At 67.7% G+C, this 23,867-nt stretch carries 22 protein-coding genes; 14 read left to right on the forward strand and 8 right to left on the reverse strand.

The features are described 5' to 3' along the window. Positions 1-2 precede the first annotated feature (2 nt). Positions 3-986: a LysR substrate-binding domain-containing protein gene (locus tag VHA82_RS01005; RefSeq protein WP_325539350.1), complete on the reverse strand. Its 984-nt coding sequence runs from the start codon at positions 984-986 to the stop codon at positions 3-5. 143 nt (positions 987-1,129) lie between these two features. On the opposite strand from VHA82_RS01005, the gene VHA82_RS01010 reads away from it, so the two are divergent. From VHA82_RS01010 to glmU, 4 genes are all read left to right on the forward strand, one after another. After that, entirely contained in the window at positions 1,130-1,612 is a 483-nt protein-coding gene (locus VHA82_RS01010; protein ID WP_325539352.1) for a DUF2917 domain-containing protein, read from the forward strand. A gap of 83 nt (positions 1,613-1,695) precedes the next feature. Further along, entirely contained in the window at positions 1,696-2,655 is a 960-nt protein-coding gene (locus VHA82_RS01015; RefSeq protein ID WP_325539354.1) for an MBL fold metallo-hydrolase, read from the forward strand. 89 nt (positions 2,656-2,744) lie between these two features. Beyond that, on the forward strand, positions 2,745-3,086 hold the full coding sequence (locus VHA82_RS01020; protein ID WP_325539356.1) for a hypothetical protein: 342 nt from the start codon (positions 2,745-2,747) through the stop codon (positions 3,084-3,086). A gap of 71 nt (positions 3,087-3,157) precedes the next feature. Then, the gene (glmU, locus tag VHA82_RS01025; protein ID WP_325539358.1) at positions 3,158-4,555 is read left to right on the forward strand and encodes a bifunctional UDP-N-acetylglucosamine diphosphorylase/glucosamine-1-phosphate N-acetyltransferase GlmU; all 1,398 of its coding nucleotides are present in this window, start codon (positions 3,158-3,160) and stop codon (positions 4,553-4,555) included. Here glmU and VHA82_RS01030 read toward each other — a convergent pair. Next, complete coding sequence (locus VHA82_RS01030; RefSeq protein ID WP_325539360.1) at positions 4,515-5,075, reverse strand: Lrp/AsnC family transcriptional regulator; 561 nt, start codon at positions 5,073-5,075, stop codon at positions 4,515-4,517. The two genes, glmU and VHA82_RS01030, sit on opposite strands and share 41 nt — an antisense overlap. A 121-nt stretch (positions 5,076-5,196) precedes the next feature. Here VHA82_RS01030 and glmS point away from each other — a divergent pair, with 121 nt between their 5' ends. Next, positions 5,197-7,068, forward strand: coding sequence for a glutamine--fructose-6-phosphate transaminase (isomerizing) (glmS, locus tag VHA82_RS01035; RefSeq protein ID WP_325539362.1), 1,872 nt, complete (start codon positions 5,197-5,199; stop codon positions 7,066-7,068). Position 7,069: 1 nt separating this feature from the next. On the opposite strand, the gene VHA82_RS01040 is transcribed toward glmS, so the two are convergent. Further along, positions 7,070-7,822, reverse strand: coding sequence for a class I SAM-dependent methyltransferase (locus tag VHA82_RS01040; protein ID WP_325539364.1), 753 nt, complete (start codon positions 7,820-7,822; stop codon positions 7,070-7,072). Positions 7,823-7,985: 163 nt separating this feature from the next. Here VHA82_RS01040 and VHA82_RS01045 point away from each other — a divergent pair, with 163 nt between their 5' ends. Continuing rightward, a complete protein-coding gene (locus VHA82_RS01045; protein WP_325539366.1) occupies positions 7,986-8,675 on the forward strand; it encodes a hypothetical protein in 690 nt (229 codons plus the stop codon). Here the strand turns inward: VHA82_RS01045 and ligD are convergent, their stop codons facing one another. Together ligD and VHA82_RS01055 are read right to left on the reverse strand one after the other, a co-directional pair. Then, positions 8,676-11,261, reverse strand: a complete 2,586-nt coding sequence (ligD, locus tag VHA82_RS01050) for a DNA ligase D (RefSeq protein WP_325539368.1) — start codon at positions 11,259-11,261, stop codon at positions 8,676-8,678. A 52-nt stretch (positions 11,262-11,313) separates the two neighbouring features. Then, entirely contained in the window at positions 11,314-12,315 is a 1,002-nt protein-coding gene (locus VHA82_RS01055) for a PA2169 family four-helix-bundle protein (RefSeq protein ID WP_325539370.1), read from the reverse strand. Between the two features lie 257 nt (positions 12,316-12,572). Here VHA82_RS01055 and VHA82_RS01060 point away from each other — a divergent pair, with 257 nt between their 5' ends. Both VHA82_RS01060 and VHA82_RS01065 read left to right on the forward strand, forming a co-directional pair. After that, positions 12,573-13,043: a hypothetical protein gene (locus tag VHA82_RS01060; protein WP_325539372.1), complete on the forward strand. Its 471-nt coding sequence runs from the start codon at positions 12,573-12,575 to the stop codon at positions 13,041-13,043. Next, complete coding sequence (locus VHA82_RS01065; protein ID WP_325539374.1) at positions 13,040-13,927, forward strand: hypothetical protein; 888 nt, start codon at positions 13,040-13,042, stop codon at positions 13,925-13,927. The genes VHA82_RS01060 and VHA82_RS01065 overlap by 4 nt, the downstream gene beginning before the upstream one ends. A gap of 13 nt (positions 13,928-13,940) precedes the next feature. Here VHA82_RS01065 and metK read toward each other — a convergent pair whose 3' ends face one another. After that, positions 13,941-15,122 (reverse strand): methionine adenosyltransferase, encoded by a 1,182-nt coding sequence (metK, locus tag VHA82_RS01070; protein ID WP_325539376.1) that lies wholly within the window; start codon positions 15,120-15,122, stop codon positions 13,941-13,943. Between the two features lie 132 nt (positions 15,123-15,254). Here metK and VHA82_RS01075 point away from each other — a divergent pair, with 132 nt between their 5' ends. Next, positions 15,255-16,079, forward strand: a complete 825-nt coding sequence (locus VHA82_RS01075; RefSeq protein WP_325539378.1) for a lysophospholipid acyltransferase family protein — start codon at positions 15,255-15,257, stop codon at positions 16,077-16,079. Continuing rightward, positions 16,076-16,942 (forward strand): lipid A biosynthesis acyltransferase, encoded by an 867-nt coding sequence (locus VHA82_RS01080; RefSeq protein WP_325539380.1) that lies wholly within the window; start codon positions 16,076-16,078, stop codon positions 16,940-16,942. The genes VHA82_RS01075 and VHA82_RS01080 overlap by 4 nt, the downstream gene beginning before the upstream one ends. Before the next feature lie 17 nt (positions 16,943-16,959). On the opposite strand, the gene VHA82_RS01085 is transcribed toward VHA82_RS01080, so the two are convergent. After that, positions 16,960-17,850, reverse strand: coding sequence for an alpha/beta hydrolase (locus VHA82_RS01085; protein WP_325539436.1), 891 nt, complete (start codon positions 17,848-17,850; stop codon positions 16,960-16,962). Next, entirely contained in the window at positions 17,847-18,515 is a 669-nt protein-coding gene (gene yihA, locus VHA82_RS01090; protein ID WP_325539382.1) for a ribosome biogenesis GTP-binding protein YihA/YsxC, read from the reverse strand. The genes VHA82_RS01085 and yihA overlap by 4 nt, the downstream gene beginning before the upstream one ends. A gap of 65 nt (positions 18,516-18,580) precedes the next feature. Between yihA and VHA82_RS01095 the strand changes: the two genes are divergently transcribed. The 4 genes from VHA82_RS01095 (at position 18,581) to msrP (ending at position 23,844) form a co-directional block, all read left to right on the forward strand. Then, positions 18,581-19,246, forward strand: coding sequence for a c-type cytochrome (locus tag VHA82_RS01095; RefSeq protein WP_325539384.1), 666 nt, complete (start codon positions 18,581-18,583; stop codon positions 19,244-19,246). 110 nt (positions 19,247-19,356) lie between these two features. Continuing rightward, positions 19,357-21,432 (forward strand): cytochrome c biogenesis protein ResB, encoded by a 2,076-nt coding sequence (locus VHA82_RS01100; RefSeq protein WP_325539386.1) that lies wholly within the window; start codon positions 19,357-19,359, stop codon positions 21,430-21,432. Then, positions 21,429-22,793: a c-type cytochrome biogenesis protein CcsB gene (ccsB, locus tag VHA82_RS01105; protein WP_325539388.1), complete on the forward strand. Its 1,365-nt coding sequence runs from the start codon at positions 21,429-21,431 to the stop codon at positions 22,791-22,793. Before VHA82_RS01100 ends, ccsB begins: the two co-directional genes overlap by 4 nt. Positions 22,794-22,842: 49 nt before the next feature. After that, positions 22,843-23,844 carry a protein-methionine-sulfoxide reductase catalytic subunit MsrP gene (gene msrP / locus VHA82_RS01110; protein WP_325539390.1) on the forward strand — a complete coding sequence of 334 codons (1,002 nt, stop codon included), beginning with the start codon at positions 22,843-22,845 and terminating at the stop codon, positions 23,842-23,844. Positions 23,845-23,867 lie beyond the last annotated feature (23 nt).

A 23,867-nucleotide genomic window follows, 5' to 3' on the forward strand; every position in this document is an offset into this window, starting at 1 on the left:
GCTCAATCCAGATCGTCGATCGTGTCCGGGTCGGGCACTTCACCGATCGTCTGGCGCGTGATCTTGCTTTGCGCCATCAGCCACTCGCAAAACGACTTGATCTCCGGCCGCTGGCTGCTGCGCGGCCCGACGATCAGCCAGTAGGCCATCGGCGAATCCAGGCGCTGCTTCGGCAACGGCTCGATCAGGTCGCCGTTCGCGAGCGACTCCGCCACGAGCGGCAGCCGCGCGAGCACGATGCCCTGGCCGGTGAGCGCGGCTTGCACCATCTGGTAGGCGTAGTTGAAATAGAGCCAGCGCTTCGGCTGCAGCTTCGCGAGGCCGTGCTCGTCGAACCAGCGCCGCCACGAGAGCCATTCGAGGTGCGTCTGATGCGCGTCGCCCGCTTCGATGAGCGCGAACTGCGTGATGTCCGCGGGCCTGCCGATCTGCGGGCCGGACTTCAGCAGCCACGGACTCGCGACCGGTGTCAGCTGCTCGCCGAACATGCGCACCGCGTTCGCAGGCATGGTCGCCACCGGACCGTAGCGCAGCGCGAGGTCCACATCGGCGATCTCGAGGTCCACGGCCGCATCGTTCGCGTCGATGCGGATGTCGATCTCGGGGTTGTCGCGCTGGAAAGCCTCCAGCCGCGGGATGAGCCACATCGAGGCGAAGGAGGCGAACGTGGTGAGGGAGACCGAACGCCGCCCCGCGCTCTGGCGAATCTGCCGCACGGCATTGTCGATGCGCGGCAGCGATTGCGAAACGGCCATGAGCAGTTGCGCGCCCGCGCTCGTGAGTTCCACCGCCCGCGTGTGGCGAAGAAAGAGGCTCACGCCCACTTCCTCCTCGAGCGACTGGATCTGCCGGCTCACCGCGGACTGGGTGAGCGCCATTTCGTCGGCCGCCGCGCGGAAGTTGAGATGCCGCGCCACCGCCTCGAACGCCCGCAGGTGCCCGGCCGACACAGGACGGGTGCGCAAATGGGTCTGAGAGTGCTGCATGTCGATGTCAGGCGGTGACAGGAGGGCTTCGTGGATTGATGCAATTACAGAATCAATAGCGTAGCCCGATTTCATTGGACCGGCAAGCGAGCGTGACGCATCATTCGATTCCGTAAACGCAAGAGAGCCTCGTGGAGAAAGCCATGCTGCAACACACGCCATCCCTCGCTTCCCTCGCCTGCGACGGTTGCGCTGCCAGCTTGCCCGGCACCTGGAAACTGGGTGCGGGCCGGGCTGTCACGCTGCAGCCGGCCGAGGATGGGCTGATGCGCGTCTCGCACGGGCGCATCTGGGCCACGTACGACGGCCCGCATCGCGGCGCGCTCAACGACTTCGGCGACTACGTGGTGGGCGCCGGAGACCGCCTCTGGGTGCGCGCGGGCCAGCGGCTCGTGATCCAGTCGTGGGAGCGCCAGTCGCCTGCCTACTTCTCTTGGGACCCGGTGGTGCAGACGCGGCCGGTGCGCGAGATCAGCTTCGCGCCGGTGATGCAGCCGCTTGCGGACTTGCGGCTCGCGCTGTCGATCGGTCTGCGCGCGAGCGGCAAGCTCGCGTCCGGGATCGCACGTATCGCTCGCGACTGCGTGATGCCGCGGCGAAGCGGGGCGTGCGTGAACGGGGCGTGACGCGCGGGCGGCTGTTCAACAATCCGTAATCCATTACGGATCGGTAAAATCGGTCCCTGCAATTCACGCACGCAGGAGACCCGATGTCCAAAGCTTTCGCGAGCCAGGCCGACCTCACCGACAAGACGATCACGTTCGCTCAACTGTCGCCGCATTGCTGGGCCTACACGGCCGAGGGCGACCCGAACAGCGGCGTGATCATCGGCGAGAAATTCATCATGGTGAGCGATGCGACGGCCACGCCCGCCATGGCGCGCGACCTGATCGAGCGCATCCGCACCGTGAGCGACAAGCCGATCAAGTACGTGCTCCTCACGCACTATCACGCGGTCCGCGTGCTCGGGGCGAGCGCGTTCTTCGCCGAAGGCGCGAGCGAGGTGATCGCGAGCCGCGGCACCTGGGAGTTGATCGCCGAGCGCGGCAAGGAAGACATGCAGTCGGAGATGGACCGCTTCCCGCGCCTTTTTCGCAACGCCGAGAGCGTTCCGGGGCTCACGTGGCCCACCCTGGTCGTCGACGGCAAGCTCACGGTGGACCTCGGCGGCGTGACGGTGCAGGTCTGGTCGCCGGGCGCGGGGCACACGCGCGGCGACACGATCGCCTGGGTCGAGACGGAGAAGGTCCTCTTCTCCGGCGACCTCGTGGAATACAACGCGGGCGTCTACACGGGCGATGCGCATCTCGAGGAATGGCCGGCCACGCTGCAGGCGCTGCGAGCGCTGGGTGCCGAAGCGCTCGTTCCGGGGCGCGGCGAAGCGCTCAAGGGCGCGGCCGCGGTCGAAGCCGGCATCGCCTACACGCAGCGCTGGGTGGAGACGCTCTATCGCTGCGCGAAGGAGGCCGCCGCGGCCGGCATGGATCTGAAGGCCGCGATGGCGCACACGCGCAAGGCGATGGACCCTCTCTTCGGCCACGTGTTCATCTACGAACACTGCCTGCCGTTCGACGTGAGCCGCGCGTGGGACGAGGCGCGCGGCATCGCGAATCCGCGCGTATGGACCGCGGAGCGGGACAAGGAGATGTGGGCGTCGCTGCAGTCGTAGTCGGTGTCCGACAGCATCGAAACGAACGGGACGACAGCCCTTCGGCGGGGCGGTTTCTAAGCTGGGCCGATCAGCCAAGGAGACGCCCGATGCATCCCGAAGACAAACCCACGCCCCGCGTCCTGCAGCCGCAGCAGCAGCAGCCCGCTCACGACAGCGACGCCGGCCAGCAGCGCGAGGGATCGACCGATTTCCAGTCCAAGCCCGCGGGCAGCAGCAGTGAGGGTGGCCAGGGCAGCCAGGGCGGCGAGGTGGAAGGCGAGGGCAGCTACAGCGCCACCCGCGACTATCAGAAGAACATCAAGGACTATCTCGACCACGCCGATGTGAAGTCCGACGCCGAGGCGGCCAAGCCGCGTTCCGAAGAGGAAGCGCGCGAGATGGACGAAGCCGAACGCGAAGGGAAGTCGCACTCCAAGGGCGAGCACTGAGCGGGGGCGCCCCCGGGCGCGGGCGCGGCGCCGATAATCCCCGTGTGACATCCAGCCACAGGGGACGAACCATGCCACCCGTCGACGTCGTGATCATGGCCGCGGGCAAGGGCACGCGCATGAAGAGCGCGAAGCCCAAGGTGCTGCACCGGCTCGCGGGCCGCCCGCTGATCGAGCACGTGCTCGAAGCCGTCGCCCTCCTCGGCGCCCGGCAGGTGGCCGTGGTGACCGGCCACGGCGCGCAGGACGTGGAGGATGCGCTTGCGCGCGGAGCCGACCGCGCGAAGCGGCCGGCTCCCGCCTTCGTGCGGCAGGAGCCGCAGCTCGGCACCGGGCACGCCGTGATGCAGGCGCTGCCGCTGCTCGAGGACGACGGCGTCACGCTCGTGCTGAACGGCGACGTGCCGCTCGTGGAGCCCGGCACCTTGCAGGCGCTCGTGGACCGATGCGGCCCGAGGCAGCTCGTGCTGCTGAGCGTGGTGCGCGACGACCCCACCGGCTATGGCCGCATCCTGCGAAGCGGCGAGGCGGTGTGGGGCATCGTCGAGCAGAAGGACGCGAATGAAGACGAGCTCTCGATTCGCGAGGTGTACACCGGTGTGCTCGCCGCGCCGACGGCGCTGCTCAAGCGCTGGCTGCCCCGCATCGGCAACCGCAACGCACAGGGCGAGTACTACCTCACCGACGTGGTGAAGATCGCGTCGGAAGACGGCGCGGACGTGGTTGCGCTGAAGGCCGCCGACTTGCTGCAGGTCGAAGGCATCAACAGCCCGCATGAGCTGGCGGCGCTCGAGCGCGCGCATCAGCGGCGCAAGGCGCATTCGCTCATGGATCGCGGCGTGCGCTTCGCGGACCCCGAGCGGTTCGATCTGCGGGGCACGCTCGAATGCGGGCAGGACGTGGAGATCGACGTCAATTGCCTCTTCGAGGGCGACGTATCGCTCGGCGATGGCGTTCGCATCGGCGCGAACTGCGTCGTCGCCAATGCGCGCATCGAAGCCGGTGCGGTGATCCATCCGTTCACGCACATCGACGGCGAGCGCAGTGGGGTCGTGGTGGGCGAAGGCGCGCTGGTCGGCCCCTTCGCGCGGCTTCGTCCCGGCGCGAACCTCGCGGCACAAGTGCACGTGGGCAACTTCGTCGAGATCAAGAACTCCACGCTCGGCCACGGGGCGAAGGCCAACCATCTCGCCTACCTGGGCGATGCGACGGTCGGTGAGCGCGTGAACTACGGCGCGGGAAGCATCACGGCCAACTACGACGGGGCCAACAAGCATCGCACGGTTGTCGAGGCCGATGCGCATATCGGCAGCAACTGTGTGCTCGTGGCGCCGGTGAGCATCGGCGAAGGCGCAACGGTCGGCGCGGGCTCGGTGATCACGAAGGACGCGCCGGCCGGCAAGCTGTCGGTGGCGCGCGGGCGCCAGGTCACGATCGAGGGCTGGAAGCGCCCGGCGAAGGGCGGGTGAGCGGCGGCGTGGACGCCCGGGCGGTCGGCCGCCCGAGGGCGATCCTCGGATCGAACTTGGCCCGCTTCACCGAGAAGAACGCCTTCACGTTTCGCACGTTCGCATCCTGCGTGAAGAGCCGCTTCGCGAGCGCGAGGTAGCCGGGCATGTCGGCGACGTGCACGATCAGCACGAAGTCGGGCCCCGGAGAGACGCGGTAGCACTGCTGCACCTGCGCATCGGCGATCGCGCGCGCCTCGAATGCTTCCATCGCCTCGGCGTCCTGCCGATCGAGCGAGACCTCGACCACCGCATCCAGCCCATGGCCCACGAGTTCGGCAAGCCGGCCGGTGTGCAGGAGGGCGGTGTGGCGCTCGATGAGGCCCGCTTCCCGCAGCCGCTTCACGCGGCGCAGGCAAGTCGGCGGCGAGATGTGCACCCGGGCGGCGAGCTCCTGGTTGGTGAGCGAGGCGTCGTGCTGGAGCAGGTCCAGCAGCCGCAGGTCGATCTCGTCCAGTGCAATATCTTTCGGATTTTCCATCTCAAGGAAATCTTATTTCATGAGTAGCCTATCATGAAATTAAATTCCAATTAATTCAAAATTAAGACTGCCAATTGCACACCCTCGCCCCTACATTCCTTCTCATTCGAAGGAGCTTTCCATGTGCGGCATCGTCGGTGCGGTCTCCACCCGCGACATCGTTCCCATCCTCGTCCAGGGCCTGCAGCGGCTGGAATATCGCGGCTACGACTCTTGCGGCGTCGCGGTGTACGACGGCGGCCTGAAGCGCGCGCGCAGTGTGTCGCGCGTGGCCGAGTTGCAGGCGCAAGTCGCCGATGAACACGTCCATGGCACCACGGGCATCGCCCATACACGCTGGGCGACGCACGGCGCGCCCGCGGTGCACAACGCGCATCCGCACTTCAGCCACGGGCCCGGTCACGACGCGCCGAACGGGCCGGGGCGCATCGCGCTCGTGCACAACGGCATCATCGAGAACCACGACGAGCTGCGCGCCGCTCTCCAGGCGAAGGGCTACCGTTTCGCGAGCCAGACCGACACGGAGGTGATCTGCCACCTGATCGACAGCCACTACGACGGCGACCTGTTCGAGGCGGTGAAGGGTTCCGTGCAGCAACTTCAAGGCGCCTATGCGATCGCAGTGTTCTGCAAGGACGAGCCGCATCGCATCGTCGGCGCGCGCGCGGGCTCGCCGCTCGTGCTCGGCGTGGGCGAGGACGGCGAGAACTTTCTCGCGAGCGACGCCATGGCGCTCGCGGGCGTCACCGACCGGATCGTGTACCTGGAAGAAGGCGACGTCGCCGACCTGCAGCTCGGCAAGTACTGGATCGCCGATCGCAACCACAAGACGGCGACACGGCCCGTGAAGACAGTGCAGGCGCACACCGGCGAGGCCGAGCTGGGACCGTACCGGCACTACATGCAAAAGGAAATCTTCGAGCAGCCGCGCGCCATCGCCGATACGCTCGAGGGCGTGCAGGCGATCACGCCCGAACTCTTCGAAGCATCGGGCAATCACCCGGCCGGTGGCGGCGCGTATCGCGTGTTCAAGGACATCGAGTCGGTGCTGATCCTCGCCTGCGGCACGAGCTACTACAGCGGCTGCACGGCGAAGTACTGGCTGGAGAGCATCGCGAAGATTCCGACGCAAGTCGAGATTGCGAGCGAATACCGCTACCGCGACAGCGTCCCGAACCCGAAGTCGCTCGTCGTCACCATCTCCCAGTCGGGCGAGACGGCCGACACGCTCGCCGCCCTGCGCCACGCGCAATCGCTCGGCATGGAGCAGACGCTCACCGTGTGCAACGTCGCGACTTCCGCGATGGTGCGCGAATGCCGCTTCGCCTATCTCACGCGCGCGGGCGTGGAGATCGGCGTGGCCTCGACCAAGGCGTTCACCACGCAGCTCGCGGGGCTGTTCCTTCTTGCGCTCGCGCTCGCGCAGGCCAAGGGGCGGCTCACCGAAGCCGAGGAGGCCATGCATCTGAAGGCGATGCGTCATCTGCCCAAGGCGCTCGCGGCCGTGCTGGCGCTGGAGCCGCAGGTGATCGGCTGGTCGCAGGACTTCGCGGGCAAGGAAAACGCGCTCTTCCTCGGGCGCGGCCTGCACTATCCGATCGCGCTGGAAGGCGCGCTCAAGCTGAAGGAGATCAGCTACATCCACGCCGAGGCCTACCCCGCCGGCGAGCTGAAGCACGGCCCGCTCGCGCTCGTGACGGGCGAGATGCCGGTGGTGACGGTCGCGCCCAACGATGCGCTGCTGGAAAAGCTGAAGAGCAACATGCAGGAGGTGCGCGCGCGCGGCGGCGTGCTCTACGTGCTGGCCGACGCCGACTCGCGCATCGAGACGAGCGAAGGCATCCACGTGATCCGCATGCCAGAACACTACGGGCCGCTCTCGCCGCTGCTGCACGTCGTGCCGCTGCAGCTGCTTGCCTATCACACGGCGTGCGCGCGCGGCACCGACGTCGACAAGCCGCGCAACCTCGCCAAGAGCGTGACCGTGGAGTGACTCAGGCGGCGCGCGAGTAGATCACGCCCCAGTTCACGAGGGTCGCCGCGAGCTTGCCTTCGGCATTGCAGAAGCGCGCGAGTGCCTTGTGCATCTCCGTGCGATAGCGCTCCATGTCGGCCGTCACCTGTTCGAACGCGTCCTCGTACAGATACGACAGCTGATTCCTGAAGAGGTAGTCGACGTCGAAGCTCACCGAGGCCGTGAGGCGCAGGCGGTCGATCTCGCGAAAGCCCAGGGCTTCCATCCGTTCGGCGCCTCCGAGCCCCTGGAAGCCCTGTCCCGGGCGGCGGCTGAAGCCTTCGTTGAATTCGGCAAGCGCCCGGGCATAGGGCTGGCCGTCCATCCTGAAGAGCGTGTGGGTCACGAGGATGGCGCCGCCGGGCTTCAGATGGTCGTCGACAAGCTCGCGCAGCTTGGGCGGCTTCAGCCACTGCACCGCCGATCCGATCACGAAGTGGTCGGCGCGCTCGGCCAACGCGAGCGGCTCGCCGTTGAGGTCGTGCCGGAGGTACGAGACGTTCGGCCGCTCGATCCGGTGCTCCAGCATCCGCTCGGAACCATCCACCGCCACGATCGACTTGCACAGCCGCGAGAAGCCGCTTGCGAGTTCGCCGCGGCCGCAGCACAGATCGAGCAGGACCGTCTCGGGCGTCAGGCCGAGCTTCTGGGCCGCGGCGTCGAAGAACGACGCCTTGTAGGGCGGCCGGAACCGGTAGAACTGCGCGATCCGTGAATGGGCTTCGATCGTCATGGGCAGGAGACTATCCGAGAACCGCCGCCACCATGGATGAGCTGCCGCGCGATCGCTGCCGGTGGCGTCCCATCCCCCATTCGGGGTGAACAATCACGTAACAGTTGGTTCGAGGACGGCCGTTTTCTTGGATGCGCGGCCGAACGCTGAAATACTTCAGTCCATGACGGTTGCCGCTGCCCAGCCCCCGGAAGACAGGGCCGCGTCCTCCCAGGCGGCCGCGGAGGCGGCGCGCTATGCGCTCCTGCGGCGCCTCGCGCCTTCGATGCGCCATCACCTCGTGGTCAACCTGCAGCCCATCGGCATGATCTACGAGGTCATGGAACGCAGGCTGCGCTCGCCCGAGCCCGATCTCGCGAGCGTTCACGACAGCGCGCACAAGATCAACGGCTTCGCCCGGGCCGCGCTCGGCTCGTGCCTGGACGTCGTGAGCTGGCTCGCGCCGGAAGACGGCGCCGTCACGCACGTGGCCGATGGCGTTCGCGAATGCACGAGCCTCCTTACCACGGGCCTCAGTTTCCGCGGCTTCGTGCTGCGCAACGACGTGACGCCGTTCGAAGGCGAAGTGCCTCGCGCGGCCATCCGCAATCTGCTGACGGCCGCGCTCATCCATGTCACGGACGAGCACGCCGGCCCCGCCGAACTCGTGCTCACGGCGCGGGCGGCGTCCGAGGGCGCGCAACTCGTCCTCGCTTTGCACGCGACGCCCGGCGAAAAGGGCTTCGCCGGCGAAAGCACGTATCGCCCGATCGCCTGGTCCGACGTCGAGGCACTGGCCGCGGCCGAACGCGTGCAGCTCGAGCGCGATGGCGCCGAACGCGTGCTGCTGACGATCCCCTGGGCCCGCGCCTGATCAGCCCCGCTCGAAGCCGAGCTTCTTCATCGCGGCGGTGAGGCTTGCGCGGCTCGCCTCGTAGTCCTTCCAGGGTTCGTTGCCTTGATCGAGGCGCGTGTGCACGGTGCCCACGGTCCAGTGCGCGCCGCTCTTCAGCTTCGCGAGCTCGTCCCAGCGCACCGGAACCGATATGCCGAGTCCGGGCCGGGCTCGGGCCGACCAGGCGCACGCCGTCGTCGCGCCATAGCCGTTGCGCAGGTAGTCGATGAAGATGCGGCCCACGCGGTTTTTCGCGCCGCTCCTGGCCACGAAGCGGTCCGGCAGCGTGCGCGCGAGGTGCTGCACGATGGCCTGCGAGAAATCCTTCACCGTGTCCCAGTCCAGGCGGCGCTTCAACGGCACCACGAGGTGCAGGCCCTTGCCGCCGCTCGTCTTGAGGAAGACGGGCAGCCCGAGCTCGTCCAGGAGTGTCCGCACGAGCGAGGCCGCTTCCTGGATCTGCGGCCACGCGACGCCTTCGCCGGGATCGATGTCGAACGTCATGCGGTCGGGCCGGTCGATCGCCGGCAAGGTGCCGTTCCAGGTGTGCACTTCGATCATGTTCATCTGCGCGGCCGAGAGCAGCCCTTGCTCGCTCACGATTTCGAGCATCGAAGGATGGCCCGGAAAGATCGAGGGATCGAGCTGGCGCACGCCGGCCATCTTGTAGCGGTCCAGGTGCTTCTGGAAGAAGAGCTCGCCGCCGATGCCTTCGGGCGCGCGCACCATCGCGATCGGGCGGCGCTTCAGGTGCTCCATCATGAGCGGCGCGACGAGCGCGTAGTAGCGCACGAGCTCGATCTTGGTGAGGCCGGTCTGCGGATCGACCACGCGGTCCGGGCTGCTCACGCGCAGTGTGGAGGGCAGGGCAACCTTCGCCGCTGTCGCGGCCGGCCCGTGGTTCGCGGCCGCGGCCGGTTTGTCGGGCGGCGCTTCGTGCTGCGCCTCCTCACGCCCGATCGCCTTCGCCGGCTTGTCGGTGCGCAGCCCCTGGAACACCGAATGACGGATCCGCCCGTCGCGCGTCCACTCGCCGAAGGACACTTCGGCCACGAGCTGCGGCTTCACCCAATGCGCCTTGCGCGGAATTTGCGAGCCGGCGGTGAAGGGCGCCTTGTCCGCGGCAAGTGCGTCGAGCCGTTCGCGCAGATCGCGAAGCGTCTTTTCGTCGAATCCGGTTCCCACGTTGCCGGCGTAGCGCAGCTTGCCGCCTTCGTGCACGCCGAGCAGCAGCGAGCCGATGCCCGTGCGCGCGCCCTTCGGATCGGTGAAGCCGCCGATCACGAATTCCTGCCGCAGGCTGCACTTGAGCTTGATCCAGTCGGAAGACCGGCGTGAGACGTAGGCCGAGCCGCGCCGCTTGCCGATCACGCCTTCCAGCCCGAGGCGGCAGGCGGATTGCAGTACCTGCTTGGCGGGTGCATCGAACTCTTCGCTGAACCGGACCTTGTCGTGCGGCTTGCGCCCGACGATCCGCTGCAGCACCCGGCGGCGCTCTTCCACCGCGACGTTGCGCAGGTCGTAGCCCGCGCAGTAGGGCAAGTCGAAGAGGTAGTAGACGATGTCGCCCGTGCGCGCGCTGTCGAAGGCGCCCTGCAGGGCCTGAAAGTCGGCCGTGCCTTTCTCGCCGGGCATCACGATCTCGCCGTCGTACCAGCCGTCGGGCAGCTCCATCGCCTCGAGGGTGCGCGCAAGCGTTGCGAGCTTGGCAGTCCAGTCGTTGCCGTTGCGCGTGATGAGCCGCACGCGGCCGCGTTCGGCGCGCGTGAGCATGCGATAGCCGTCGAACTTGATCTCGAAGAGCCACTCGCCGCTCTCATGAGGCGCTTCGTCCAGGAGCGTCGCGAGTTCGGGGCGCAAGTCGGCGGGGAGTTTCGATGCGACGGCGCCCGCGGGCGGTCCGGATGCTTCGGACGCGCGGTCGCGGGCGACCGAGGCTCGGCCCCGGGAGGCGCGGGGGTTCGCAGTGCCAGTCTTGGCGCTTCCCGAGCGGGCCGCGGCAGGCCGGTCGGCGAGCCGCTGCACGCTGTCGGGCATTTCGTCGACCACGCTGAATTCCACCGCGGACCGCGCGAATTCGTCGCGCTCCTTGATCAGAAGCCACGGCGTGCGCTTCTCGTCGTCGCCGCGGCCGTGCATTCGCACGAGCGTCCAGTGGCCTTGCAGCTTGTGCCCTCGCAATTCGAACTTGAGCTTGCCTTCGCGGTAACCCTTCACCGGATCGCCGACCGGCATCCACGTGCCTTTGTCCCAGATGATCACCTTGCCCGCGCCGTAGTTGCCGGGCGGGATCGTGCCCTCGAAGCGGTTGTACGCGATGGGGTGATCCTCGGTCGGCATCGCCATGCGCTTGTCGCGCGGATCGAAGCTCGGCCCCTTGGGCACGGCCCAGCTCTTCATCGTTCCTTCGAGCTCGAGCCGGAAGTCGTAGTGCAGCCGCGTCGCCCAGTGCTTCTGGATGACGAAGCTGCGCTCCTTTTCGTTCGCGACGCCACCCCGGGAGGGTTCGGGGGTGGCGTCGAAGTGCCGCTTCTCGCGATAGAGTCGAAGCGGGTCCTTGTCCATTCGAAATGCGGTTGCGCTCGCGCGCGTCGTCGTTCGTCGTTCGTCTTTCGCGTCAGCCGGCGGCGCGCGCCTGGTCGCGCAGCATGCGAATCTGGTCGTGATTGCGCGTGACGCCCTGCATCTGGCGCTCGACCACTTGCCTCACGTGCGCCGGCAGCGGTTTTTGCAGCGCCTTCGCATAGCGCGCCTTCGCATTGTCCTCGCCGCGCTCCGCTTCCTCGAGCACCGCCTTGTCGTCGTAGCTCGTGAGCTTCGCCTTCACGGCGACCCAGCCGCGGTGCATCGCGCCCATCGCGCTGCCGCCCGCTTCGGGCTTGCCGCCGCACTGCCGGATCAGCTCGTTCAGCTCCTGAGCGCCGGCGCGGCAATCGTCCGCGCGCTGCAGGAAGGTCGTCTTCAGGTCGGAGCGCTTCGCCTGTTCGGCGCATTCGCGAAAGCCGTACTCGCCGTCCTTGCAGCATTCCACGAGGTCCTGCAGCACGTCCACGACGTCGTCCGCGTCGCCGCTCGCGTTGCCCGCGGTCTGCATCGAGCCGACGGCCCCCGCCGTGCCGGTGCCCGCGGCACGATCGGAGAAGCTGCGGCCGGTGTTGTCGAGCGTGCGGTAGTACGCCACGTCGACGCGGTCCCACGCGGCGCGCGCGGCCGGGCTCGCGCGTGTCCAGTCGAGCGTGGAGCCGCCGCGCGACGCTTCCCATTCGCTCGCAAGCCGCGGCTCGACGCTCGTCCAGTCGCTTTCCTCGTAGCGGGTGCGGCCCGTCACGCCGAGGCGGTAGGCCGGCCCGTAGTCGTCGAAGCCGAGCCCCGACTCGTAGTACGGTTCGCGCGTGTAGGTCTCGCGCCAGTAGGCTTCCTCGGCCGTGGGATTCACGCGTTCGGCGGCGGCCTTGCCGGCCATCGCGCCGATCACGGCACCCGCGACACCGCCCACGGCCATGCCGAGCGGCCCGCCCACGCCACCGATGGCGGCACCCGCGGCCGCGCCGCCGGCCGCGCCCACGCCCGTGCCCACCGGGTGCGCGCCCGGCTCGCCCGTGATCGGGTCGCGGTTCATGTCTTGTTCTTCACGTTCTTCAGCAGCCATGTGAGTCGAGCTCCTTCGAGAAAATAGGAAATGGGATTGGCTCTCGCGATCTTCGTGCGCGAAGCGCGTCGCGCCGATGAGGCAAAGGCCCACACCCCCTGTAGGAATCCGCGCGCGCGGCGCTGCGCTGCGCGGCGCGCGGTCCCGGCGCCGCGCACAGCGGGACACTGCGCAGTCCTACAGCCGCGGTGGCGCCGCGGGTGCACCCTTCGCTCACCGGTGGCGCCATGAAATATTCCCTGCGCAAGACCCCGTCGCATCTGCATCTCGGCTACAAGTACGGCGAGGCCGGCGGGGGCGTGCTCGGACGCAACATGTCGCTCACCATCGAAGGCCGCGAACTCACGCTCGACGTCGACCTCGAAGCCAACCTGCGCGCGCGCAACAAGAGCTCGCCCTGGTACGTGAGCGCGATGTACCTCGCGCGCAATCCGCACAAGCTGAAGTCGCTGCAGTGCCCCGACAACCTCGTGCGCGCGAGGCTCATCCGCGCATGGGAGCAGGTGTCGCATCCGGTGCTGCGCGTGCGGCTCGACCTCGGCGGTCACGGCCGCTTCGTCTACGACGTGTCGCCCCACTCCCTCTTCATGGGCGGTGTGCAGCTCGACGTGCGCGACTTTCGCGAGGAACACGACGGCGACCTGCCCCCCGTGGGTCCGAGCGGCGCCCAACCCCACTCCCATCGTCACCACGCATGACCAGAAAATCGCTCCTGCGGCGTCTCTTCGAATTCGGTGCGGCCTGCGTGCTTGCCGCGGGCACGCTCACCGCATGGGCCGACGATCCGGCCGCGCTGCGCGCGAAATACGACGCCATCCGCGGCGAACTGCGCAGCAACCCGTACGGCAGGCCGATGTACGTCGAATCGAGCGAGGGCGACCGGTCGCTGCGCGGCGACGTGTACGCGGTGCTGGACCATCCTTTCGACACGGTGAGCCGGGCCATGAAAGACCCCGCGCAGTGGTGCGACATCATGATCCTGCCGTTCAACACGAAGTACTGCCGCGCGCAGGACGCGGGGCATGTCGCGATGCGGATCGGCCGCAAGTACGACCAGCCCGTGGAGCAGGCGTATCGCCTCGACTTCGCGTATCGCAACCTGGCGGCGTCGCCCGAGTTCTACGAGTCGCACCTCGCCGCGCCGCAAGGTCCGGTGGGCACGCGCGACTACCGCATCACGGTGTCGGCGATACCGCTGGACGGCGGCCGCACCTTCATGCATCTCGGCTACTCGTACGGCTACGGCACCGCGGGGCGCTTCGCGATGCAGATGTATCTCTCCACCGCCGGGGCCGACAAGGTCGGCTTCAGTGTGGCGGGGCGCGATCCGGGCGGGCGGCCGCAGTACATCGGCGGCGTGCGAGGCGCGATCGAGCGCAACGTGATGCGTTACTACCTCGCGATCGATGCGTATCTCGATTCGCTGGAAAGCCCGAAGGCGCAGCAGGTCGACCGGCGCATCAACACTTGGTTCGACGCCACCGAGCGCTACGCGAGGCAGCTGCACGAGATGGACCGCTCGACCTACGTGTCGATGAAAAAGCAGGAGTACGAGCGGCAGAATTCGCTCGCGCTGCAGTAGCGCCCGTCGCGCGTCACCTGATGCCGGCCGCGGCCCTCAGTGCCTGCGCCTTGTCCGTGCGCTCCCACGTGAACTCGGGCTCCTCGCGGCCGAAGTGGCCGTAGGCCGCCGTCTTCTCGTAGATCGGGCGCAGCAAGTCGAGCATCTGGATGATGCCCTTCGGCCGCAGGTCGAAGTGATCGTGCACGAGCGAGGCGATCTGGTCGTCGGGGATCGCGCCCGTGCCTTCCGTGTAGATCGTCACGTTCATGGGCTTGGCCACGCCGATGGCATATGCCACCTGGATCTGGCACTGGCGCGCGAGGCCGGCGGCCACGATGTTCTTCGCGACGTAGCGCGCGGCGTACGCGGCCGAGCGGTCCACCTTCGACGGGTCCTTGCCCGAGAACGCGCCGCCGCCGTGCGGGCAGGCGCCTCCGTAGGTGTCCACAATGATCTTGCGGCCCGTGAGGCCGCAGTCGCCCTGCGGACCGCCGATCACGAAGCGGCCGGTCGGGTTGATCAGGTACTTCGTGTCCTTCAGCCACTCCTTCGGAAGCACGGGCTTGATGATCTCCTCGATCGCCGCCTCGACGAAGGCGGGCTTCATCTGCTTGCCGTCGCTCATGTCGGGGCTGTGCTGCGAGGAAAGCACCACCGTGTCGATGCTGTGCGGCTTGCCGTCGACGTAGCGCATCGTGATCTGGCTCTTGGCGTCCGGGCGCAGGAAGGGGAGGCTGCCGTCCTTGCGCTTTTGCGCCTGGCGCTCCACGATGCGGTGCGCGTAGTAGATGGGCGCGGGCATGAGCACGGGCGTCTCGTCGCAGGCATAGCCGAACATCAGGCCCTGGTCGCCCGCGCCGATGTTCAGGTAGTCGTCGCTCGCGTGGTCCACGCCTTGCGCGATGTCGTTGCTCTGCTTGTCGTAGGCGACCAGCACCGCGCAGCCCTTCCAGTCGATGCCGTATTCGGTGTTGTCGTAGCCGATGCGCCGGATGGTGTCGCGCGCGACCTGGATGTAGTCGACGTGGGCGTTGGTGGTGATTTCGCCCGCCAGCACCACGAGGCCGGTGTTGGTGAGCGTCTCGGCCGCCACGCGGCTGCGCGGGTCGACGCTGTAGATCGCATCGAGGATCGCGTCGGAGATCTGGTCGGCCACCTTGTCGGGGTGACCCTCCGAAACGGATTCGGACGTGAAGAGGAAGTCGTTCGCCATTGAATACACTCCGCGGGTTGCACTGAAGGCGCGTTGCCTTCCGCCGGAGCTTGGGGCGAACGCTTTAGCAGGATTTTCTGAGTCGCCCTGCAAGTAGTTCCATAACTCGGCGACGTCCAAATTCTAACCACAGTGAAGCTTCTCTTCCGCTCGCTCGCGCGATGGCCCCTTTTCCTGCTGCATCTGCTGGGCGCGGCCGCGGGTTGGTCGGCATTTCTGTTGTCGCCCACCTACAGGCGGCGGTTTCTCGGCAACGTCCGGCAGGCCGGTTTTCGCTTCTCCGACGTCCGCCGGGCGGTGGGCGAGGCCGGACGGATGGCGCTCGAAATCCCGCGCCTGTGGCTCGGCGCGCCGGTGGCGGTCAACTGGGAGGGCGACCGGCTCATCGAGGAGGCGCTCGCCGTCCGCCGGGGCATCCTCTTTCTCACGCCGCATCTGGGCTGCTTCGAGATCACCGCGCGCGCCTATGCCGAGCGCTTCGGGCCGATCACGGTGCTTTACCGGCCGCATCGCAAGGCGTGGCTGCGCGACCTCGCGGAGACGGCGCGGCGCGGCGGCCATCTCGACACCGTGCCCGCGACGCTCGCGGGCGTGCGGCGCATGCTGCGCGTGCTGAAGGACGGCGGCGTGGTCGGCCTCCTGCCCGACCAGGTGCCGCCCGAGGGATTCGGCGCCTGGGCACCTTTCTTCGGGCGCGATGCGTACACCATGACCCTGCCGTCGCGGCTCGCGTTGCAGACCGGCGCACTGCTGCTGGCCGCCTGGGGAGAACGCCTGCCGCGCGGCGCGGGCTATCGCATCCACCTGAGGCCGTGGCCGGATGCGCTGGCGAGAGACCCCGCGGCCGCGGCCGCTCAGGTGAATGCGGGGATGGAGCGGCTCGTGCGCGAAAGGCCCGAGCAGTATCTGTGGGGCTACGCCCGTTACAAGACGCCCAGGCATGAGACCGCGCCGTGATCTCGTACCTGGGCATCCTCTTCATGAAGGCGATCGCGCCGCTGCCGCTGCGCTGGTTGCGCGCGGGCGGATGGATGCTCGGCCTGCTCCTTTACACGGTCGTCGTGCCGCGCAGGCGCGTGGCCCGGCGCAATCTCGAACTCTGCTTCCCGAAGCTTTCCCCCGCCGAGCGCGAAAAGCTGCTGCGACGGCACTTCGTCCGCTTCGCGCAGGCGTGGCTGGACCGCAGCTGGATTTGGCACGGAGACCCCGAGATCACCCGTCGCCGGCTTCTGCTCACCGGGGCGCTTCACGAACTGGCCGGCAACGCACCCACCGTGATCTTCGCACCGCACTTCGTGGGCATGGACGCGGGCTGGACGGCGCTCACGCAGCAAGTCCCGCGCAGGTTCGTGGGCATCTACACGCAGCAGGCGAACAAGGTGCTGGATGCGTGGGCGCTCGCGGGGCGCAACCGCTTCGCGTCGGGCCGTCCGTTCGGGCGCGCGCAGGGCGTACATGCGCTCGCAAGCGCATTGCGCCGCGGGGAAGTACTCTACCTGCTGCCCGACATGAACTTCGGTGCGGAGGAATCGATCTTCGTCCCGTTCTTCGGCATCCAGGCGGCCACGCTGCCATCGCTCTCGCGCTTTGCGCGGCTCGGCAAGGCCAAGGTGGTGCCGGTGACGACGTGCATGACACCGGCGGGCTACGAGGTGCGGGTGCTCGATGCATGGACGGCGTTTCCGAGCGGGGACATTCCCGCGGACACCGCGCTCATGAACGCGAGGCTCGAGAACTACATCGACACCATGCCCGACCAGTACTACTGGGTGCACAAGCGGTTCAAGTCGCGGCCGGAGGGCGAACCGGGCGTGTACTAGCGGCGCGCCGTGGCCGCTTACGCGGGCCCGCGTTCCAGAAAGGCCGAAAGCCGCTCCATCACGAAGCCCGGACGTTCGTGAACGATCCAGTGCGTGGCGCCGGGAACCTTTTCGAGCGTGAGGCGCGACACGTAGTCCTCGAGACCGTCCACCAGTTCCGGCGGCAGTGCCGCATCTTCCATCGCCCACAGCACGAGCGTCGGGATGTCCACCGTGAACATCGAGCGCGGCAGGTCGATCGCGGCGGCACCCGGGTCGCCGGGGCGCGGCGGCCGCAGAGGCGATGCCCGGTAGTAGTTGCAGCCGCCGGTGAGGCTGAGGTCCCACACCTCCCGATAATTGCGCCGCAGTTCTTCGGTGAGCCACTGCGCGCCGCCGAACCGCGTGAAGAACTCGAAGAGACGCCGGTAGCCGTCTTCTCGCAACAGGGCCTCCGCATCGGGCCGGATCAGGAAATTCATGTACGCGCTGGCCTCCTGCTGCCGGGGGTTGCCCTTCAGCTCGCGCAGGAACGTGCCGGGATGCGGCGAATTCACGATGGCCAGACGCTTCGTGAGCTGCGGCATCGCATTGGCGACCATCCAGGCCACGGCGCCGCCCCAGTCGTGCGCCACGAGCATCTCGAGCGGCGCGCCTTCGATCGCGATCAGCGCCGCGATGTCCTTCGCGAGCTCTTTCGCGCGGTACGCCGCCACTTCGGCCGGCTGGCTGGATCGTTCGTAGCCGCGCAGGTTGGGCGCCACGCAGCGAAAGCCGCGGGCTGCGAAGTGTTCGAGCACGTCGTCCCAGATGAACGCCGCCTCGGGGAAACCGTGCAGGAACATCAGCACGGGGCGCCCCCGCTCGCCGGCCGCGCGGCAGGAGAGTTCGATGCCATGGGGCAGGGCTTGCTGGAACGTTTCGATCACGGCGCCTCGCTCGGGTGCGTCCACTGCCAGAGGAGGAGGGCAGTGTCCTCCACGCCCTGACGCTTCAGGGCGGAGAAGAGTTTGACGGTACCGCCCGCGGTCTGCAGTCGCGCAATCGACAGCGCCTTGTTCGCTTCGGCCCGGTTCAGCTTGTCGGCCTTGGTGAGCAGCACGAGGAGGGCCAGGCCCTGCTCGATGCGCGGGCGGATCACCTCGAGCAGGATCTCGTCGAGCTCGGTGAGGCCGTGCCGCGGATCGCACAGCATGACCACGCCCCGCAGGTTCTCGCGCGTCACGAGGTAGTTCGCCATCACCTGTTGCCAGCGAATCTTGTCTTGCCTCGGCACCGCCGCGTAGCCGTAGCCGGGCAGGTCGGCCAGCACGGCGTCGACTCCGCCTTGCTTGCCGAGCGCAAAGAGATTGATCGCCTGCGTGCGGCCGGGCGTCTTCGAGGCGAACGCGAGGCGCTTTTGCTGCGTGAGCGTGTTGATGCAGGTGGACTTGCCCGCATTGGAGCGGCCGACGAAGGCCACCTCCGGGAATTCGTGCGGTGGCAAGTGCTCCAGCCGGGGCGCGGTCGTCATGAAGCGCGCCGTGTGCAGCCATGCGAGGGCCTGCGCGGCGGCGGAAGGAGGTGGGGCGCTCGAGGCCGTGGGTCGGGTCATGGTGGGAGCGGCATTGTAGAATCCCGGGGTTTTGCGCCAAAGAAACCGAACAGAACAGAGACCCCATGAAGTCGCACGTTTTCCTGCTGCTCGCCCAGGCGCTCGCCCTTGCGATCGCCATTCCCTGCGCTGCCGCCGCTGCCGAGGGGCAGGCCGCACCGGGTGCGCCCGCCACTGCCGCCGCGCAGTTCAAGCCGGACGCCGCGCAAGGCTCCGCTAAGTTCACCGCCGTGTGCGCCGCCTGCCACGGCGCCGACGGCAATTCGGGCACGCCCGCCAACCCCAAGCTCGCGCAGCAGCATCCCGAGTACATCGTGAAGCAGCTGCAGGAGTTCAAGGCGGGCAAGCGCCAGAACCCGATCATGCAGGGCTTCGCCTCGCAGCTCACGGACGCCGACATGAAGAACATCGCGGCCTTCGTGGGCGGCCAGAAGGCCAAGCCCGGCTTCGCCAAAGACAAGGAGCTCGTCTCCGCCGGAGAAAGCATCTACCGCGGCGGCATCGCCGACCGCCACGTGGCGGCCTGCGCGGGCTGCCACAGCCCCAACGGCGCCGGCATCCCCGCGCAGTACCCCCGTCTTTCCGGCCAGCATGCCGACTACATCGCCGCGCAGCTGAAGGCTTTCCGCGACGGCAACCGCAAGAACAGCCCGCAGATGATGGCCATTGCCGCCCGCATGAACGACAAGGAAATTTCGGCGGTGGCAGACTACATCGCCGGCCTGCGATAGCCCTTGAACTAACCGCCGGGAACAGACTCCACAGGAAGGCGGGTGCCTCGCGAGCGAGGCTCCCGCCTTTTTCACTTTCCGATTCCGAATTTCCGACCCCGTAACGCCCGATGACCGCCGCCACACAGGGCCTTCGCCTGAAGACCGGCTCGCAGACGCTGCGCTCGGTGCTGGAGCTCGGGTCGTCGATGCGGTTCGCGATCTCGCTGCTCACGGTGATCTGCATCGCCTCCATCATCGGAACGGTGCTTCGCCAGCAGGAGCCGGCGGGCAACTACGTCGACAAGTTCGGACCGTTCTGGGCGGACCTCTTTCTTACCGCGCACCTGAACGCGGTCTACAGCGCGCCCTGGTTCCTGCTGATCCTCGCGTTCCTCGTGGCGAGCACGTCGCTTTGCATCGCGCGCAACGCGCCCAAGATCGTCGCGGACCTGCGGTCGCTGAAGGAAGACATCCGCGAACAGAGCCTGAAGGCCTTCCACCATCGCGCGCACGCGATGCTGCCGGGCGAGGATGCCGAAGCGGCCGCGCGCCGCATCGGCAACCTGCTCGCGGCAAGCGGCTGGAAGGTGCGCCTGCAGCAGCGAGACGGCGTTTCCGCGGGCTGGATGGTCGCCGCGCGCGCGGGCGCGGCCAACAAGATCGGCTACCTCGCCGCGCACAGCGCGATCGTGCTGGTCTGCCTGGGCGGCCTTCTGGACGGTGACCTGATCGTGCGCGCGCAGATGCTCGCCGGCGGGAAGACGCCCTACCGCGGCAGCGGGATGATCGCGGACGTGTCGCGCGAACACCGGCTCGGAAGCCGCAACCCGACCTTCCGCGGCAACATCCTCGTGGCCGAGGGCACGCAGTCGTCGACAGCGATCCTCAGCCAGTCCGACGGCGTGCTGCTGCAGGAGCTGCCCTTCTCGATCGAGCTGAAGAAGTTCGTGGTCGAGCACTACTCGACCGGCATGCCCAAGCTCTTTGCGAGCGACATCGTCGTGCACGACCGCGAGACGGGCGAGGCCGTGCCGGCCCGCGTGGAAGTGAACAAGCCCTTCAGCTGGCGCGGCATCGACATCTACCAGTCGAGCTTCGACGACGGCGGATCGAGCGTGAAGCTCGAAGCCGTGCCGATGGACGGCAGCGGCAAGCGCTTCGAGATCGAAGGCACGATCGGCGGGACGTCGCAGCTCACCAAGGGGCAGGGCAACGGCGCCGAGAAGATGACGCTCGAGTACACGGGTCTGCGCGTGATGAACGTGGAGGACCTGGGCGGCGCCGAGCCGCAACGCAACGACGTGCGCAAGGTGACCGGCCGCAAGACGCTGCGCAACGTCGGCCCGAGCGTGAGCTACAAGCTGCGCGACGCGGCGGGTCAGGCGCGCGAATTCAACAACTACATGCTGCCGGTCGATACCGGCGAGGGCGTGCCGGTCTTCCTGCTGGGCGTGCGCGAGAACCCGGGCGACGCCTTCCGCTACCTGCGCGTGCCTGCCGACGAGCAAGGCAGCATGGAAGGATTTTTCCGCCTGCGTGCGGCGCTGGCCGATCCGGCGCTGCGCGAGGAAGCGGTGAGGCGCTTCGCGCAGAAGGCGACGGACGCGTCGCGGCCCGAGCTCGCGCGGCAGCTCGCGGAGTCCACGGGCAAGGCGCTCGGTCTTTTCGCCGGCGCGGAGACGTTGCCGGGCAAGGCGGTGGGCGGCTTGCAGGCCGTATCCGATTTCCTCGAGGCGAAGGTGGCCGAGGGCGAGCGCGCCCGCGCGAGCGAAGTGCTGGTGCGCATCCTGAACGGCGCGCTCTTCCAGCTCGCGCAGATGAGCCGCGAACGCGCGGGGCTCAAGCCGCTCGAGCCCAACGATGCCACGCAGCGCTTCATGACGCAGGCCGTGCTCGCGCTGAGCGACATTCACGCCTATCCCGCGCCGGTCGCGTTCCAGCTCAAGGATTTCAAGCAGGTGCAGGCGAGCGTGTTCCAGGTCACGCGTTCGCCCGGCCACTACGTCGTCTACCTGGGGTGCGCCTTGCTGATCCTCGGGGTTTTTGCCATGCTGTACATCCGCGAGCGGCGCCTGTGGGTGTGGCTCGGCGTGCGCGACGGCACGACCGAAGCGACGATGGCGCTTTCGACCAATCGCAAGACGCTCGATACCGACCGTGAATTCGCGCGGCTGAAACAGGCCCTGATCGGGGTGAATGCATGAATACCGCTACGACAACCAATCCCGCGACCCAGCTCACGACCCATCCTGCGGCCGCCACGACCTTCGCGCTGAACGAGGGATTCCTTTCCGGCCGCCGCCTGGGCGACTGGCTCTTCGCGCTGCTCGTGCTCGCGGGCGCCGTGTTCGCGTTCGCGCGCTACGGCCAGTTCATGGACGTGTACGAGAAGGGCATCCTTGTCGCGGCCGTCCCGGCGGTGACGTGGCTCGCGTGGTTCTGGCGGCCCGCGCGCACGCTCATGCTGTGCGCGGCGGGCTTCGCGCTGCTCGGCATCTGGGCCTACCAGGGCGACCTCGCTCGCGCGGACAACGTGTTCTGGCTGAAGTACTTCCTCGCGAGCCAGTCGGCCATCCTCTGGATGGGCATGCTCTTTTTCATGAGCACGGCGTTCTACTGGCTCGGCATGTTCACGACCGCGCAGTCCCAGGCGATGGAGTCCATCGGATCGCGCCTCGCGTACGTCGCGGTGGCGATGGCACTGATCGGCACGCTCGTGCGGTGGTACGAAAGCTACCTGATCGGAGCGGACATCGGCCACATCCCCGTGAGCAACCTCTACGAGGTTTTCGTGCTCTTCTGCTGGCTCACGACCGGGTTCTATCTGTATTTCGAAGATCGCTACGGCACCCGTGCGCTCGGGGCTTTCGTGATGCTCGTCGTGAGCGCCGCGGTCGGCTTCCTGCTCTGGTACACGATGGACCGCCAGGCGCAGGAGATCCAGCCGCTCGTGCCCGCGCTCAAGAGCTGGTGGATGAAGCTGCACGTGCCGGCCAACTTCATCGGCTACGGCACCTTCTCGCTGTCGGCGATGGTGGCTTTCGCCTATCTCATCAAGCAGCAGGCGGGCGAAGTGCGCTGGCATCGGCTCGCGCCGCTGTGGGTGCTCGGTGTCGTGCTTTGCACGCTGCCCATCGTGTTTCGCAAGACCGTGCAGACGGGCGCTTCGTACTGGGCTGTGTACTTCGGCATCTCGGCGCTCGTCGTGGGCGGCATCCTGTGGGGCCGCAAGCGCATTGCCGAGCGGCTGCCCGCGCTCGAAGTGCTGGACGACGTGATGTACAAGGCGATCACGGTGGGCTTCGCCTTCTTCACGATCGCGACCGTGCTGGGGGCGCTCTGGGCCGCCGAAGCCTGGGGCGGTTACTGGAGCTGGGATCCGAAGGAGACGTGGGCGCTCATCGTCTGGCTCAACTATGCGGCCTGGCTGCACATGCGCCTCATGAAAGGCCTGCGTGGCACCGTCTCGGCCTGGTGGGCGCTCGTGGGCCTGGCGGTGACGACTTTCGCCTTCCTCGGCGTCAACATGTTCCTTTCGGGCTTGCACAGCTACGGCGAGCTGTAAGAAAACCGGCGCTCGCGCCGACCCAGCGGCAGTTGCAGGAGAGACGTCCATGCTCATCAAGACCGATCGCGACGGGTTCGACCATTCCGTGCCGAGCGAGATCACGCCGCAGGCGGTGTATCGCGGGCGGCGCGACATGCTCCGGTGGATGGCAACGGGCGCCGCCGGCGCGGCGCTCGCGTCGTGGGCGCAGCGGGAGGCATTCGCGCAGGCGCAAGTGCCCCGGCCGGGCAAGCTCGCGCCGCTTGCCGCAGCGAAGTCCGCCGTGGCGGGCGCGGTGACGATGGAGAAGCTCACCGACTACAAGGACGCGACCTCCTACAACAACTTCTACGAGTTCGGCACGGACAAGGAAGACCCGGCGGAACACGCGCACACCCTCAGGACTTCGCCGTGGACGGTGGAGGTGAGCGGGCTCGTGAAGAAACCGGTGAAGCTGTCCATCGAGGACTTGCGGCGGCTCGCGCCGCTCGAGGAACGCATCTATCGCCTGCGCTGCGTCGAAGGCTGGTCGATGGTGATCCCCTGGGTAGGCTATTCGCTGTCGAAACTCGTGGAGCGCGTGGAGCCGCTCGGCGCTGCGAAGTTCGTCGAGTTCACGACGCTCGCCGATCGCGACCAGATGCCGGGCGTGCGCTCGCGCGTTCTCGACTGGCCCTACGTCGAAGGCTTGCGCATGGACGAAGCGATGCATCCGCTCACGCTGCTCGCACTCGGGATGTACGGCGAGGTGCTGCCCAACCAGAACGGCGCGCCGGTGCGCGTCGTGGTCCCGTGGAAGTACGGCTTCAAGAGCGCGAAGAGCCTGGTGCAGATCCGCTTCACCGACAGGATGCCGGGGACGGCGTGGAACAAGGCTGCGGCGAACGAGTACGGCTTCTATTCCAACGTGAATCCGAACGTGGACCATCCGCGCTGGTCGCAGGCGACGGAGCGGCGCATCGGGGAAGATGGCCTCTTCGCGAAGCGCCGCAAGACATTGATGTTCAACGGCTACGAGGCGCAGGTCGGCCAGCTCTATGCGGGCATGGACCTGAAGAAGAACTACTGAATCGACAGGCTGGATTTTCCAGG

This window comes from Ramlibacter sp., from assembly GCF_035548915.1.
Lineage (GTDB): Bacteria > Pseudomonadota > Gammaproteobacteria > Burkholderiales > Burkholderiaceae_C > Ramlibacter.

What these genes read in the sequence shown, in the direction of transcription:
- glmS (WP_325539362.1), top strand. Translation starts at nt 5,197, where the DNA reads ATGTGCGGCATCGTCGGTGCGGTCTCCACCCGCGACATCGTTCCCATC.
- metK (WP_325539376.1), bottom strand. Translation starts at nt 15,122, where the DNA reads ATGGCGAACGACTTCCTCTTCACGTCCGAATCCGTTTCGGAGGGTCAC.
- ligD (WP_325539368.1), bottom strand. Translation starts at nt 11,261, where the DNA reads ATGGACAAGGACCCGCTTCGACTCTATCGCGAGAAGCGGCACTTCGAC.
- VHA82_RS01005 (WP_325539350.1), bottom strand. Translation starts at nt 986, where the DNA reads ATGCAGCACTCTCAGACCCATTTGCGCACCCGTCCTGTGTCGGCCGGG.
- glmU (WP_325539358.1), top strand. Translation starts at nt 3,158, where the DNA reads ATGCCACCCGTCGACGTCGTGATCATGGCCGCGGGCAAGGGCACGCGC.
- VHA82_RS01095 (WP_325539384.1), top strand. Translation starts at nt 18,581, where the DNA reads ATGAAGTCGCACGTTTTCCTGCTGCTCGCCCAGGCGCTCGCCCTTGCG.
- VHA82_RS01045 (WP_325539366.1), top strand. Translation starts at nt 7,986, where the DNA reads ATGACGGTTGCCGCTGCCCAGCCCCCGGAAGACAGGGCCGCGTCCTCC.
- VHA82_RS01010 (WP_325539352.1), top strand. Translation starts at nt 1,130, where the DNA reads ATGCTGCAACACACGCCATCCCTCGCTTCCCTCGCCTGCGACGGTTGC.
- VHA82_RS01020 (WP_325539356.1), top strand. Translation starts at nt 2,745, where the DNA reads ATGCATCCCGAAGACAAACCCACGCCCCGCGTCCTGCAGCCGCAGCAG.
- VHA82_RS01060 (WP_325539372.1), top strand. Translation starts at nt 12,573, where the DNA reads ATGAAATATTCCCTGCGCAAGACCCCGTCGCATCTGCATCTCGGCTAC.
- VHA82_RS01055 (WP_325539370.1), bottom strand. Translation starts at nt 12,315, where the DNA reads ATGAACCGCGACCCGATCACGGGCGAGCCGGGCGCGCACCCGGTGGGC.
- ccsB (WP_325539388.1), top strand. Translation starts at nt 21,429, where the DNA reads ATGAATACCGCTACGACAACCAATCCCGCGACCCAGCTCACGACCCAT.
- yihA (WP_325539382.1), bottom strand. Translation starts at nt 18,515, where the DNA reads ATGACCCGACCCACGGCCTCGAGCGCCCCACCTCCTTCCGCCGCCGCG.
- VHA82_RS01030 (WP_325539360.1), bottom strand. Translation starts at nt 5,075, where the DNA reads ATGGAAAATCCGAAAGATATTGCACTGGACGAGATCGACCTGCGGCTG.
- msrP (WP_325539390.1), top strand. Translation starts at nt 22,843, where the DNA reads ATGCTCATCAAGACCGATCGCGACGGGTTCGACCATTCCGTGCCGAGC.
- VHA82_RS01100 (WP_325539386.1), top strand. Translation starts at nt 19,357, where the DNA reads ATGACCGCCGCCACACAGGGCCTTCGCCTGAAGACCGGCTCGCAGACG.
- VHA82_RS01065 (WP_325539374.1), top strand. Translation starts at nt 13,040, where the DNA reads ATGACCAGAAAATCGCTCCTGCGGCGTCTCTTCGAATTCGGTGCGGCC.
- VHA82_RS01040 (WP_325539364.1), bottom strand. Translation starts at nt 7,822, where the DNA reads ATGACGATCGAAGCCCATTCACGGATCGCGCAGTTCTACCGGTTCCGG.
- VHA82_RS01015 (WP_325539354.1), top strand. Translation starts at nt 1,696, where the DNA reads ATGTCCAAAGCTTTCGCGAGCCAGGCCGACCTCACCGACAAGACGATC.